The following is a 13,340-nucleotide window of genomic DNA, read 5'->3' as shown; positions in this document are numbered from 1 at the left end:
ACCATTTTTTGAGCAGGGGTTTTGGCGAACAATAGTTTTTTTGATGTAAAAAATGGGGTAATGTCATTTTACTATATCTTTGGAGCCGAAAAAGAGCGAGTCGCCTAGCATGATATACCGAAGTTTTATAAAAAGAATACTCGACTTCATTGTTGCACTGTTGGCATTTGCCATACTTTCCCCTATTTTTTTGATCGCCACCATCGGACTTTTTTTTGCCAATAACGGCAAACCCTTCTTTTTTCAGAGAAGACCGGGGCTTCATGAGAAGATCTTTAGCATCATCAAGTTTAAGACCATGAACGACAAGAAAGATGCCGATGGAAACCTTTTGTCCGATGAAGAAAGACTCACCAAACTAGGAATGCTCGTCCGAAAGACCTCTATCGATGAAATTCCACAACTGATCAACGTGTTAAAGGGCGAAATGAGCTTAATAGGACCAAGACCCTTGCTCGTAGAATATTTACCACTTTACAATGCACAGCAGAAAGAAAGACATCTTTTGAGGCCAGGCATCACTGGTTGGGCACAGGTAAATGGGAGAAATGCCATTTCGTGGGAAAAAAAATTTGAATATGATGTGTGGTATGTTAGGAACCTTAGCTTTAAACTGGACGTGAAGATCCTCTACCTCACCATCCTCAAAGTATTTAAGAGCGAAGGCATCAACACAGAGAATATGGCCACGACAGAACGTTTTAAAGGAAGCTAATGGAAAAAATATATCTTTTTGGAGCCAGCGGACAAGGCAAGGTGGTAAAACAAGCCATTGAATCACGGCTATCCGAGGTGTCATTGGTCTTTATAGATGAAGACAAAAAAAAGGAAGGGACGCTTTTTGAAGGGGTTCCAGTAATTGGTCCAAAAGCATGGGATGCGCAATACCCCATGATCGTTACCGTAGGGAATAATCTTATAAGAAAGGCTATAACAAAAAGACATCAGGCAACATTTGTCAAGGCCATACATTCGTCTGCGATCATTGCGCCTCAATCTGACATTGGTGAAGGGAGTGTGGTGATGGCTGGCGTTGTGATCAACCCTGGAAGTATGATCGGAAAACACTGTATCATAAATACCGCTTCGGTAGTAGAGCATGACTGTATCATAGAGGATTATGTTCATATTTCACCCAATAGCACCTTGGCAGGAAACGTGAAAGTAGGCGAAGGCACACATCTCGGTATCGGGGCAAGTGTACTCCCCAATATTACCATAGGGAAATGGGCAATCATCGGAGCGGGAAGCGTTGTTCTTCAAGATGTGCCCGATCATGCGGTCGTCGTTGGCGTGCCAGGAAGAATTGTAAAGTATAAAAAGAATATCGATGGATAAAATATGGCTTTCATCACCCCATATGGGAGGAGAGGAACAACGGTTTATTAAAGAAGCCTTTGATGCGAATTGGATAGCCCCACTTGGTCCTAATGTGACGGGATTTGAACAAGACTTGGAGAGGTATCTCGGAAACGATGTGCATGTGGCGGCCTTGAGCTCGGGGACAGCGGCCTTGCATTTGGCGCTTATTTTAATTGGCGTGAAGCAAGGAGATGAGGTAATTTGTCAGAGTATGACCTTTTCGGCCTCGGCCAATCCTATCGTATATCAGGGAGCCACGCCCATATTTGTGGATAGCGAGCCAGATACTTGGAATATGTCTCCTCAATTTTTGGAAGAGGCCATTAAGGATAGGATAAAAAAAGGGAAAAGACCAAAGGCGATCATCGCTGTGCATTTGTATGGAATGCCATATAAGGTAAATGAGATTCGCGCAATAGCCGACACCTATGATATCCCTATAATCGAAGACAGTGCCGAAGCATTGGGAAGTAGCTGTAACGGTCAAAAGTGCGGCACTTTTGGAGATTATGCCATCCTCTCCTTCAATGGAAACAAGATCATCACCACCTCTGGCGGTGGCGCTTTAGTTACCAAAACAGAAGAGGCAAAGCAAAAAGCTATTTTTTTGGCCACGCAGGCCAGAGATGCAGCTCCTCACTACCAACATAGTCACATAGGGTATAATTATCGACTCAGCAACATTGCGGCGGGCATAGGAAGAGGGCAGATGTTAGTGCTGGACGAACACGTTGCGTTAAGAAGAAAGATGAATGCTTTCTACCAGGAGGTATTTGAAGATATAGACGAAGTTTCTGTTCTCACAGAGCTCGATGATGCGTCGTATTCTAATCATTGGCTCACAGCGATTGTTTTCGGAAGAGTGATAGCCCGCAAAGTAGACAGGGAATACCTACGATTGGGTCTTGAAAAGGAGCACATCGAGTCTCGGCCACTCTGGAAACCGATGCATTTGCAGCCTGTTTTTTCTGAATGTCCCTACTATGGTGAAAAAGTATCGGAGACACTCTTCGATCAAGGACTTTGCCTTCCGTCTGGATCGAACACTACCAAAGAACAGCTTGAGCGTATCAAAAATGCATTAATCGGCATTATTTCAGCAGTTTAAACGGCTTCGATCTCTCATTATACATGCCTTTAACATTATTTTAGTACTTTTACACCAGTGTAGGATCGAACTTGTATGATGAAAAAACTAAAGAGTAAGACTGAAGAGCAGTTCCTAACCAAAGTAATTGATTCCTTTAAGGATGTAATGACGTCAGCAAATAAAAGAATCAATTTTAACAACTTGGGTTATCTTCCACGTTGGGCCGTATTATTTGGCGACCTTCTCATATGCCTACTGTCAGCTTTGTTGACCTATTTCATATTGCAGAGCCTAGACTTTAAAACCTTCTTGTCGAATATCACAAGACTTGGGATCTTGCTTTTTACCAATTTGGTCTTTTTCTACATTTTTAGAACCTATTCAGGATTGATACGCCATTCTACATTTACGGATGCTATCAAAATTTTTCTGTCGTCATTCTTTACCTTTATAAGTCTATGGGTCGCTAGTGGGGTCATTACGGTTTTTGCGAGCAAGAAATTGTTCGTTACCCCAGAGCTGATCATCTATTTTTCCATTTCGTTCTCTATATTATTTCTATATCGAATACTGGTAAAGCAAGTATTCGAATCCTTCCTCAACATCAATAGCACTGGTAAGCCAACACGAGTATTGGTCTTTAGTTCTAGTCCTTATGCTATCTCGATCGCTGCGGCCTTAAAATCACAAAAGTTTCAACGATTTGAAATTTTGGGATTTATCGAAGAGCAATCAAAAAATTCAAAACAAAAAATATTGGATGTGCCCATTCTCTATTCGACTAGAAGAGCATCGGTACTCCTTAGAAAACACAACGCAGACGCATTATTGTTGGTCGATGATGAACTCAGCAAGAGCAAGAAGTTCGAGATCGTCGACGATTGTCTAGAAAACGGATTCAAGGTCTTTAGAGCACCATTGGTTTCCGAGATGAAACAGGATTCGTTCGATTTCTCTAGACAGATAAAGAATATTCAGATAGAAGATCTTTTGGCCCGAGAGCCGATAGTATTGGACAATGTATCCATCATAAAACAACTGCGACAGAAAAGCATCCTCGTCACAGGAGGAGCAGGGTCTATCGGCAGCGAGATCGTAAGGCAGATATCAAAGTACGATCCAAAGAAACTGATCATCGTCGACCAAGCTGAGACTCCTTTGCATCAACTACATCTAGAGCTGAAGGCAAAGTTTCCAAAACTCAATTTTGAAGTGATCATCGCCGATGTAGGCAACGTTGCCCGAATGGACATGATATTCAGTCAATACAAACCCGAAGTGGTATACCATGCCGCCGCATATAAGCATGTGCCACTGATGGAGAACAACCCTTGCGAGGCTATTTCTGTGAATATTGAAGGCTCCAAGAACTTGGCGGATCTCTCAGTTCGTCACGGTGTCAGAACTTTTGTGATGATCTCTACAGATAAGGCTGTAAACCCCAGCAATGTTATGGGAGCATCAAAGCGAGCAGCAGAGATGTATGTGCAATCACTACATTACCACAACAAAGAGCAAAACCGCGAAAGAACTACAAACTTTATCACCACCAGGTTTGGAAACGTGCTGGGCTCGAATGGTTCTGTAGTCCCGTTGTTTAAGAAGCAAATTGAAGAGGGAGGTCCAGTAACGATCACCCATCCCGATATCATTAGGTATTTTATGACCATCCCAGAGGCTTGTAATTTGGTGCTGGAAGCCGGCGCCATGGGTAAAGGAGGCGAGATCTTTATTTTTGACATGGGCGAGGCGGTCAAAATCATCGATCTTGCCAAAAAGATGATACGCTTGGCTGGCTTTACCCCAGATGAGGAAATAAAGATCGAGATCACAGGATTACGACCAGGAGAGAAACTTTACGAAGAGTTGCTAAGCGACAAGGCGACCACACTCCCAACCTATAACGATAAGATAATGATCGCCAGAGAGGTGACAAAACATTATAAGCAAGTTGATGAGGCCATCAAGGAAGTGATCAACTATTCCAAAGAAGGGAAAAAAGAACACGCCATTTCAAAAATGAAACAATTGATACCAGAGTACAAGAGCATGAATTCGATGTATGTAGAACTGGATGTTGTAAAAAAGCTTCATAAGAGTGTATCATAGCGAACACACTTCACCTAAATAATGATCGCTCTAGAATCTTCTGACGGTAAGACAACAGTACATAAATTCTTCTATCTAGAGCATTAGAGTTACTCGGCTTAATCGGTACAGGTAAAAATTTATAGCTATTTTTGACATAGTTAACATCTCATAGGCTTAAATGAAAATAACCGTCATAGGAACAGGATACGTAGGCCTGGTAACAGGAACATGTCTCGCAGAAACAGGAAATGATGTTTTATGTGTGGACATCAATGAGGAAAAGGTCAACTTGATGAAAAAAGGGAAGGTTCCTATCTACGAGCCTCAATTAGAGGTCCTCTTTGCAAAAAACATAAAGAGTGGACGTCTCAACTTCACCACTTCGATAAAGGAAGGTTTAGATCATGGGACCATCATATTCTTGGCCTTGCCGACGCCCGAAGATGAGGACGGTGCTGCAGACCTATCCTATGTATTAGGCGTTGCCGAAGATATCGGCAAGATGATCACTGATTATAAGGTGATCGTTGGGAAGAGTACCGTGCCAGTGGGCACAGCTGACCTGGTGAGAAAAACGATCTCAAAACACACGGATCAAGAATTTGACGTGGTTTCCAACCCAGAATTTCTTCGAGAAGGATATGCCGTAGGCGACTTTCTTAAGCCAGAGCGGATCATCATTGGTACCGATTCCGAAAGAGCCATCCAATTGCTCAAGAAAATATACAAGCCCTACACGCAAATGGGGAGTAGACTGCTCATCATGGATGAGAAGTCATCCGAACTTACCAAATATGCCTCCAACTCTTTTTTGGCTACCAAGATCACCTTTATCAATGAAGTCGCTAATTTTTGTGAGCGCGTCGGAGCAGATGTTGACATGGTTAGAATAGGAATGGGGGCAGATTCACGTATTGGAAACAGATTCCTTTTCCCAGGAATAGGATACGGAGGTTCATGCTTTCCAAAAGATGTGAAAGCCTTGCACAAATCTGGAAAGGAAGAACACTACAATTTTAAGCTTTTAGAAGCGGTTATCGACGTTAATAGATCTCAGAAAGTGGCGCTCGTCCCAAAGATCATGGATTATTTTGGCGGAGCCCTGAAAGGAAAGAAAATCGCTATCTGGGGACTGGCCTTTAAACCTGAAACCGATGATATAAGAGAGGCCTCTTCTTTAGATATGATACGCGATCTTCTTAAACTTGGAGCAGATATAGTTTCCTACGATCCTGAAGCCATGCCAAACGTGAAACGTAAGTTGGGAAACAAGATTTCCTTTGCTAAGGATATGTATACCGCGTTAGAGGATGCTGAAGCGCTGGTTATTTGTACAGAGTGGAGTATCTTTAAGCTCCCCGATTTTAAGCGAATGAAAAAGCAATTAAAGACACCGGTCATCTTCGATGGTAGAAATTTGTATGACCTTCAAGAAATGAAAAGTGAAGGTTTTTACTATAGCTCAATTGGCCGACCCGTGATACATTAACAAACGCAGCATCAAAAAGCACACAAAAACGAATCTGATACATGCAGCATAGAAGAGGAAGATATTCATGGCTTATCCGGCCCATTCTTATACTCTTGGATCTTGCTGTCATTAATCTGTCTGCTTACCTTCTCTTCGATTTTCAAGACAAGACCTTGACGTTTCATGTGTACAGTTCCCTTTGTTGGTTTGTAGTAAGTTATTTCATAGGATTCTACGAGGTATACCGGTTTACCACCTACTTAAAGATTCTCAGCCTATTGATCAAGCAGGCTCTTTTTTTCGCGATCATTTTCTATGCGTTTCTCGGATTCTTTAGAATTACCATTAGCTTTAACACTCAGGCAAAGTTCTTGTTTTCCTTCTTTGTGGCGGTCAGTGCTATAAAACTGCTTTCCTACTACGCCCTAAAGAAATATCGCGAATATTTGGGTGGAAATAAACGAAACGTGATCATCATTGGTGGCACCAAATCAGCCCTTAGCTTAGCATCCTTCTTTACCTCTAGAAGTGATCTGGGATATCGACTTCTTGGAATTTTCAGCAACAAAGAAAAGAATGGTATCAAAGGCAATGTTGATGAGAGCTTTGTCTTCTTGGGGAAAAATTATGTAGACGAGATCTATTGCTCATTGGAAGAGCTTTCGGACACCCAGATCAATAAGTTCGTCCGTTTGGCGGATCAGAATTTCTATACGCTAAAATTCGTGCCCAACGAACAAAAACTGTTCTCTCAACGTCTTGCTACGCAGTATTATGGGTATCTTCCAGTACTTTCCGTGAGAGATGCCGTTTTAGACAATAGTATCAATAAAATCGTCAAACGTATTTTCGACGTCTGCTTCTCACTTCTTATCATCATTTTTATACTCTCCTGGATGATCCCACTTATGTTTGTCATCATCAAGCTCGAATCCAAAGGACCGCTGTTCTATAAACATGTGCGAAACGGGATCAATTACTCCGAGTTCACATGCTATAAATTTCGTTCGATGAAGTATGAAAACTACAATGATCTAGAACAGGTACAGAAAGAGGACAGTAGAGTTACAAAGGTAGGTCGTTTTATTCGCAGGACCAGTATCGACGAGCTTCCCCAATTTATCAATGTCTTCTTAGGCGACATGTCGGTCGTAGGACCAAGGCCACACATGGTCTCATATACCAAAGAATATGCGAAACAAATCGATAAGTACACCTTTTTGCTTAGACATACTGTAAAGCCTGGCGTTACAGGCCTTGCCCAGATAAAAGGGTTTAGGGGTGAGGTCACTTCTAAGGAAGATATCATCAACCGAATAAAATATGATAATTTCTATATCGAAAACTGGTCATTATTCCTAGACCTTAAGATCATCCTGCAAACGACGGCCAATATTTTTAAAGGTCAAGAAAAAGCCTATTAGGAAAGATATATGCCACTAGTCTCTGTCATAACGCCTTCTTATAATTCAGCCGACTTTATCGCTAAGACCATAGATTCAGTGAGGGAGCAGACACATGAACATTGGGAGATGATCATTGTTGACGATTGCTCTTCGGACGAAACGGTAACCATTATCAAGCATTATAAAAATGAGGATGATCGGATTAAACTTATTCAGCTCACCAAGAATTCAGGGGCGGCCGTAGCTAGAAATAAGGGCATAGAAATGGCCAAAGGAGATTATATCGCCTTTTTGGATGCCGATGACCTATGGAAGCCACATAAATTATCTAAACAAGTGCAGTTTATGCAGCAAAACGATATTGCGGTAGCTTATAGCGCTTACGAACAGATCGACGAAGCTGGAAAACCATTGAACAAGACGGTTCATGTATTGCCTAAACTGTCCTTTGAGAAACTGCTTTCTTGTAATTACATCGGTAATTTGACCGGAATATACGATGCCAAGAAATTGGGTAAGATATATTCTCCATTAATTCGAAAGCGACAAGACTGGGGTTTATGGCTTTCCTGTGTGGAAAAAGCAGGGGGCGCCTCTGGCATTTCGGAGTCGTTGGCCTATTACCGCATTCGCGAAGGGTCGATCTCTTCAAACAAAATAAAATTGTTAAAACACAACTACAATTTTTATCGAAAGGCTTGTAACTTTGGGACCTTTAGATCGAGCTTTTATCTGATGAGGTTTCTCTTTGAACATTTCTTTGTAAAGGCAAGACTTATAAAGAAAAACGAATCTTAAATAAGCACTTTATACACCTTCTCTGTCAGGCAGATGAAGGCGCTCAGTGCTTCAACACAACACAAATAATGAAGAATATTTTAGTACTCGGTGCAGGAGGAAGAGAACATACCTTTACTTGGAAATTAGCACAAAGTCCAAAGACGAATAAGCTCTTTGTGGCGCCTGGAAATGCAGGCACCGCAAAGATCGCTACAAATGTGGCACTTGGAGTAACGGACTTTGAAGCAATCAAGGAATTTGTTCTGGAGCATGACATTCAAATGTTGGTTGTAGGCCCAGAAGATCCTTTGGTAAAAGGAATACATGATTTTTTTGCTGATGACGATCAACTGAAAGATGTGGTGGTGATCGGTCCAAAGAAAAGAGGGGCATTGCTCGAAGGCAGCAAAGAATTTGCCAAAGAATTTATGTCCAGGCATAGCATTCCTACCGCCGCTTATCAAAGTTTCACAAAAGAATCGGTAGAAGCGGGCAAGATGTTCTTGGAAACCTTGAAGCCACCTTACGTTTTAAAGGCGGACGGATTGGCAGCTGGGAAAGGCGTGCTGATCATCAAAGACCTGGAGGAAGCCAAGCGAGAATTAGAGAATATGCTAGTGGAGGCCAAATTTGGCCAAGCTAGTGCTAAAGTGGTCATCGAAGAATTCTTGGATGGTATCGAATTGAGCTGTTTTGTTCTAACAGATGGCAAAAACTATCTAACACTTCCGACAGCAAAGGATTATAAACGCATCGGAGAAGGCGATACGGGCCTCAATACGGGCGGAATGGGGGCTATCTCGCCCGTTCCCTTTGCCGATAAGGTGTTGATGCAAAAGATAGAAGAACGCATCATTATGCCAACCATACGCGGTTTCGAAAAAGACGGTATCGACTTTCAAGGATTTGTCTTTATCGGATTGATCAAAGTGAAGGATGAGCCTTATGTGATCGAATACAATGTTCGTATGGGTGACCCAGAAACGGAAGTGGTCATCCCAAGAATAAAGAACGACCTTGTAACTCTTTTTGAAGCAGTCGGGAATACGTCACTAGACAAAATACAACTTGAGGTTGAGGAGCAGGCGGCCGCAACAGTGATGGTCGTTTCTGGAGGATATCCAGAGGGATATGACAAGGGGAAGGTGATATCAGGAGCGGACGATATCGATGATTCTCTGGTGTTTCACGCAGGTACAAAGCTCCAAGATGATCGAGTTGTAACAAGTGGTGGCCGTGTCATCGCTATCACCTCCTATGACCACAACTTTAAAGAGGCCATAAAAAAATCCTATCAAAATATAGCAAAACTACAGTTTGATAAGATGTATTATCGCAAGGATATTGGGTTTGACCTATAAGAAAGAGTGAGCAGTGACGTCCTTGTCCTCTTCGTTATTGTCATTGTATTTCTTTAGCTGAAGCACCCAGTAGGTACCGGCAACCAGACCAATGATAACAAATATCCAGTTAAGAGAGTTGGATGCCCACCAATTCTCTAATTCTAATGATCTTAATGCGTCTAACGGTGCGAACAATACATTGACAAAAAGGTCAGCTATAGCTTCAAAAAAATCTTTCATGTGTCCTAAGGTTAAAACTTGGATGATCAATAAATGAACAAGAACAAAGAAACAATGATCAGGTTCATGGATGATCGTTATATTTACATTGCAAATATAGATCAAAATTTACTTCAAAATCAAACTGCAAAGTGGTATTATCTCGCATTTTTGGAAAATCAAAACCAGTGAACCTCATTATCTTTGGAATTGCCATTTTGCTGTTATTCATCGCGGGATTTATAATAGAGTTCCCAAGGGATACGCAATGGGTCATATATCTGAAGGCTTTCATTTCCTTTGTGGCCTTATTGTTTTCGGTCTTCGTCATGGATTTTACGATCACCAGAAACGCATTGACAAAGAAGAACAGCTACGCCCTGCTGATCTTTGTCTTATTCTTGGGGTTGTTCCCTTCAATTTTTGTCGATTTCAAGATGATCACGGCACATTTGTTCGTCATTCTTGGATTGCGCCGTTTTATAAGTTTGGCCACAGGGACAAGGATAGAGCAGAAAATGTTTGACGGTAGCTTTTGGATGGCTATAGCCTCATTGATAAGCGAATGGGCCATTTGTTTCTTCATCATTGCATTTGCGGCACTTTTTGTCTTCAAATTGATCAATTTTCGTTTTTTCTTTATGCCAATAATCGCTTATGCAGTGGTGAGTTTTTTGTTTTTTACCTATTGCTATACGGCTGATGATCTTTCTTTGTTCATGGCCTCTTTTGAATATGAATTGAATTTGGAGCCAGAAAAATATCGACAATGGCAATACCTGGTACCATTGATGTTTTGCAGCATTTTGGGAGGGATAGCCTTTGTTGTTTATATTATAAAAAGCACCAAGCGCACGGGTCTTAGAAGAAATATAAATGCTATGGTCATGGTCATTTTCTTTACGAGCATCTTGGCTGCATTGCTTGCCGAAGGTAAAAATGGAAGCGAACTACTTTGGATACTCTTTCCGTTAGCCGTGATCATTGCCAATTGGATAGAGCGTATTCAAAAGGAATGGTTAAAGGAATCCCTACTTCTCGCTAGTGTAATTCTGCCTGTACTGCTGTTAGTGCTGTACTTTATTCCCAAAGGATAGGTCGCCTGCATCCCCAAGACCTGGTACGATGTAGCCATAATCATTCAATGTAGGGTCGATGGCTGCAATCCAGAGATGTGTATCTTCAGAAAAATTTGATGCCGCATACTCGACTCCTGTCAAGGCTCCGACTACCGAAACCAAGTGTATCTCTTTAGGTGTTCCCATGCCTTGCAACGCTTCATTGACCATCACCATCGACTTTCCACTGGCCAACATGGGGTCGGCGATGATCAAGGTCTTTCCTTCAAGCGACGGCGAGGCCAAATATTCTACGATGACCTCAAACTTTTTAGGGTCCGATTTATGGTGATGGCGATAAGCAGAGATAAAGGTATTGTCTGCCTGATCAAAATAATTCAAAAGTCCTCGATGCAATGGGAGCCCAGCTCTTAGAATCGAGCAGATAACGACCTCATCCTCGACCAATGGTGTTTTGGCCATACCAAGCGGGGTCTTAGTTTTATTTTCTGCAAAAGACAAGGATTTACTTAGCTCGTAAGCCAATATTTCGCCAATGCGCTCAATATTTCTTCGAAATCGCATGCGATCTTTTTGTATACGTACATCACGAATTTCAGAAATGAACTGATTCAGGATCGAAGGAGATTCAGAAAGATTGTGAATATGCATCATTGTAAGTTTTGCTCAATTCAAAAATACGTCAAAAATCAAAGTAGCTCGCCCTTAGCATAGGATAGATTTGGGGTGGGATACACGAACTTTGATCGATATCTCCACAATAATGAAGTATATTTGCAGCATAATTGAACACTATGAATTTTACAGCGCTTGCCAACAAGATCTTTCGAGAAAGTATAGAAAAGTACCACATTATCGATGATGTGTACCAATCATTTGAGAATCCCTACCCCAAAGATCAAATAGAACATCTTTTATATCGCAAGAACTGGATCGATACGGTACAGTGGCATTACGAAGACATTATTCGCGATCCCAATATCGATCCAATTGCAGCATTGGACCTAAAGCGCAAGATCGATGCTTCCAATCAGGACCGCACCGATATGGTCGAGTATATCGACAGCTACTTTCTAGACAAATACAAGAAAGTACAACCAAAACCGGATGCGACCATCAACTCCGAGAGCCCGGCCTGGGCCATCGATCGCCTATCGATCTTGGCATTGAAGATCTATCATATGCATGAGGAAGTGGATAGGGAAGATGCTTCCGAAGCGCATAGAGAGAAATGCCAGGCAAAATTGAATGTACTTTTAGAGCAACGGATCGATCTTTCTACGGCCATCGACCAACTCTTGGCTGATATCGAGGCCGGTAACAAGTACATGAAGGTCTATAAACAGATGAAAATGTACAATGATGACGAATTAAATCCCGTGCTTCGTGGCCAAAAATAATGCTGTATCGAAGCATATCTTAGTGATTCGCCTCTCTGCTATGGGCGATGTTGCCATGACCGTTCCTGTCATCCAATGTTTAGTTGAGCAGCATCCAGACGTAAAGATCACCATCCTCTCGCGATCATTCTTTAAACCGATGTTCTATGGCATTCCCAACGTTGTTTTTTACGAGGCTGATGTAAAAGGAAAACACAAAGGCGTTTTTGGGCTATTTAAACTCTATAAAGAACTCAAGAAGTTAGAGGTCGATGCCGTGGCTGACCTCCACAATGTACTTCGCAGTAATATCTTAAAGTTCTTTTTTAGACTGGGCGGTTTTAAGGTTGAGCAAATTGATAAAGGACGAGAAGAGAAAAAGGCACTAACTGCTTCAAAGAATAAAGTATTCAAGCAACTTACAAGCACACATCAACGATATCAAAAAGTTTTTGAAAAGCTAAATTTAAAATTGGACATTTCTAAAAAAGATTTTTATTCAAATAAAAAATTAAAATCAACGACAGCCCTTTTGTTGAGAGATCTCGAAAGACCTTGGATAGGAATTGCCCCTTTTGCAGCCTTTAAAGGAAAGGAATATCCCCTGAATTTAATGGAAGAGGTCATTGAAGCTCTAAATAGTAAGGGAAAAAGCGTCCTCCTATTTGGGGGTGGCAAAGCCGAACAAGAAAAGTTGGATGTTTTAGCGGCAAAATATAAAAGCGTGATGAACATCACCGGCAAGCTTACTTTTGAAGAGGAATTGCAGGTCATTGCCAACCTAAAGGTAATGGTGGCCATGGATAGCGGCAATGCCCACTTGGCTGCGATGAAAGATGTGAAGACCATCACCCTTTGGGGTGTAACCCACCCTTATGCTGGCTTTTATCCCTACGGACAAGACCCGAACAATGCGTTATTGGCAGATAGGGAACAATTCCCGTTGATCCCAACCTCGATATATGGGAACAAGGCCCCAGAAGGCTATGAAAAGGCCATAGCGACGATCCAACCAGTTGAAGTGATTGAAAAGATCGAGTCCCTTATTAAAAAATAGTAGATAGGACAGACGGTTTTTTTATATTTGACCTTTCCCCTTATTATTTGTGTACAGTGAAGA

At 41.7% G+C, this 13,340-nt stretch carries 13 protein-coding genes; 11 read left to right on the top strand and 2 right to left on the bottom strand.

Annotated features, from left to right (window positions below; all coding sequences use genetic code 11):
* Window positions 1–112: 112 nt before the first annotated feature.
* The 8 genes from ACFQ1M_RS12960 (at window position 113) to purD (ending at window position 9,561) form a co-directional block, all read left to right on the top strand.
* Window positions 113–715: a sugar transferase gene (locus tag ACFQ1M_RS12960; RefSeq protein ID WP_386410866.1), complete on the top strand. Its 603-nt coding sequence runs from the start codon at window positions 113–115 to the stop codon at window positions 713–715.
* Window positions 715–1,338: an acetyltransferase gene (locus ACFQ1M_RS12955; RefSeq protein WP_386408865.1), complete on the top strand. Its 624-nt coding sequence runs from the start codon at window positions 715–717 to the stop codon at window positions 1,336–1,338. Before ACFQ1M_RS12960 ends, ACFQ1M_RS12955 begins: the two co-directional genes overlap by 1 nt.
* Entirely contained in the window at window positions 1,331–2,470 is a 1,140-nt protein-coding gene (locus ACFQ1M_RS12950) for a DegT/DnrJ/EryC1/StrS family aminotransferase (RefSeq protein WP_386408863.1), read from the top strand. The genes ACFQ1M_RS12955 and ACFQ1M_RS12950 overlap by 8 nt, the downstream gene beginning before the upstream one ends.
* Window positions 2,471–2,545: 75 nt before the next feature.
* Complete coding sequence (locus ACFQ1M_RS12945) at window positions 2,546–4,561, top strand: polysaccharide biosynthesis protein (protein ID WP_386408861.1); 2,016 nt, start codon at window positions 2,546–2,548, stop codon at window positions 4,559–4,561.
* Window positions 4,562–4,721: 160 nt separating this feature from the next.
* Window positions 4,722–6,032 carry a UDP-glucose dehydrogenase family protein gene (locus tag ACFQ1M_RS12940; RefSeq protein WP_386408859.1) on the top strand — a complete coding sequence of 437 codons (1,311 nt, stop codon included), beginning with the start codon at window positions 4,722–4,724 and terminating at the stop codon, window positions 6,030–6,032.
* A gap of 41 nt (window positions 6,033–6,073) precedes the next feature.
* Complete coding sequence (locus ACFQ1M_RS12935; protein ID WP_386408857.1) at window positions 6,074–7,438, top strand: exopolysaccharide biosynthesis polyprenyl glycosylphosphotransferase; 1,365 nt, start codon at window positions 6,074–6,076, stop codon at window positions 7,436–7,438.
* A 9-nt stretch (window positions 7,439–7,447) separates the two neighbouring features.
* The gene (locus ACFQ1M_RS12930) at window positions 7,448–8,218 is read left to right on the top strand and encodes a glycosyltransferase family 2 protein (RefSeq protein WP_386408855.1); all 771 of its coding nucleotides are present in this window, start codon (window positions 7,448–7,450) and stop codon (window positions 8,216–8,218) included.
* 68 nt (window positions 8,219–8,286) lie between these two features.
* Entirely contained in the window at window positions 8,287–9,561 is a 1,275-nt protein-coding gene (gene purD / locus ACFQ1M_RS12925; protein WP_386408853.1) for a phosphoribosylamine--glycine ligase, read from the top strand.
* On the opposite strand, the gene ACFQ1M_RS12920 is transcribed toward purD, so the two are convergent.
* On the bottom strand, window positions 9,556–9,783 hold the full coding sequence (locus ACFQ1M_RS12920; RefSeq protein WP_386408852.1) for a DUF6341 family protein: 228 nt from the start codon (window positions 9,781–9,783) through the stop codon (window positions 9,556–9,558). The genes purD and ACFQ1M_RS12920 overlap by 6 nt on opposite strands.
* A 167-nt stretch (window positions 9,784–9,950) precedes the next feature.
* Here ACFQ1M_RS12920 and ACFQ1M_RS12915 point away from each other — a divergent pair, with 167 nt between their 5' ends.
* Window positions 9,951–10,859, top strand: a complete 909-nt coding sequence (locus tag ACFQ1M_RS12915) for a DUF6427 family protein (protein ID WP_386408851.1) — start codon at window positions 9,951–9,953, stop codon at window positions 10,857–10,859.
* Here ACFQ1M_RS12915 and upp read toward each other — a convergent pair.
* Window positions 10,830–11,492, bottom strand: coding sequence for a uracil phosphoribosyltransferase (upp, locus tag ACFQ1M_RS12910; protein WP_386410863.1), 663 nt, complete (start codon window positions 11,490–11,492; stop codon window positions 10,830–10,832). The two genes, ACFQ1M_RS12915 and upp, sit on opposite strands and share 30 nt — an antisense overlap.
* 143 nt (window positions 11,493–11,635) lie before the next feature.
* Between upp and ACFQ1M_RS12905 the strand changes: the two genes are divergently transcribed.
* Together ACFQ1M_RS12905 and ACFQ1M_RS12900 are read left to right on the top strand one after the other, a co-directional pair.
* The gene (locus tag ACFQ1M_RS12905) at window positions 11,636–12,241 is read left to right on the top strand and encodes a DUF4254 domain-containing protein (RefSeq protein WP_386408849.1); all 606 of its coding nucleotides are present in this window, start codon (window positions 11,636–11,638) and stop codon (window positions 12,239–12,241) included.
* Window positions 12,228–13,277, top strand: a complete 1,050-nt coding sequence (locus tag ACFQ1M_RS12900; protein ID WP_386408847.1) for a glycosyltransferase family 9 protein — start codon at window positions 12,228–12,230, stop codon at window positions 13,275–13,277. Before ACFQ1M_RS12905 ends, ACFQ1M_RS12900 begins: the two co-directional genes overlap by 14 nt.
* The last annotated feature ends 63 nt before the right edge of the window (window positions 13,278–13,340 follow it).

The sequence above is a fragment of the Sungkyunkwania multivorans genome (assembly GCF_042675645.1).
GTDB lineage: Bacteria > Bacteroidota > Bacteroidia > Flavobacteriales > Flavobacteriaceae > Sungkyunkwania > Sungkyunkwania multivorans.
Note: the sequence above shows the minus strand (reverse complement) of the source record. Positions and strands in the feature narration are given on the sequence as shown.